The following is a 372-nucleotide window of genomic DNA, read 5'->3' as shown; positions in this document are numbered from 1 at the left end:
TCGTGGGGTGCGTGCAGGCAGGCAGCCGAGGCGGGCGAGCCGATCCATCGGCTGATCGAACGGCAAGTGCGCGCACGGCCCGAAGCATCCGCGCTGTGCTTCGGCGAGCAAACGCTGAGCTACGGCGAACTCAACACACAGGCCAACCGCCTTGCACACCGGCTGATCGCCCGGGGCGTGAAGCCCGAGACCAAGGTGGGCATCGCGTTGGAACGCTCCATCGAGATGGTGGTGGGCATCCTGGCGATCCTGAAGGCTGGCGGCGCCTACGTGCCGCTGGACCCGGAGTACCCCACAGATCGGCTGACGTACATGGTCCGCGACAGCGGCATCGCGCTGCTGCTCACGCAGAGCCACCTGCAGATGCCGGGC

At 67.7% G+C, this 372-nt stretch carries 1 protein-coding gene; it reads left to right on the top strand.

Annotated elements, in window-relative coordinates; genetic code table 11:
* Positions 1 to 372 (top strand): AMP-binding protein (locus tag ACCD11_RS28390; protein ID WP_413316472.1); only part of this gene is annotated, 372 nt, incomplete at both ends.

Origin of the sequence: Variovorax sp. Varisp36 (assembly GCF_047304235.1) — a bacterium.
Lineage (GTDB): Bacteria > Pseudomonadota > Gammaproteobacteria > Burkholderiales > Burkholderiaceae_C > Variovorax.
This window is presented reverse-complemented; position numbering and strand designations above follow the sequence as displayed.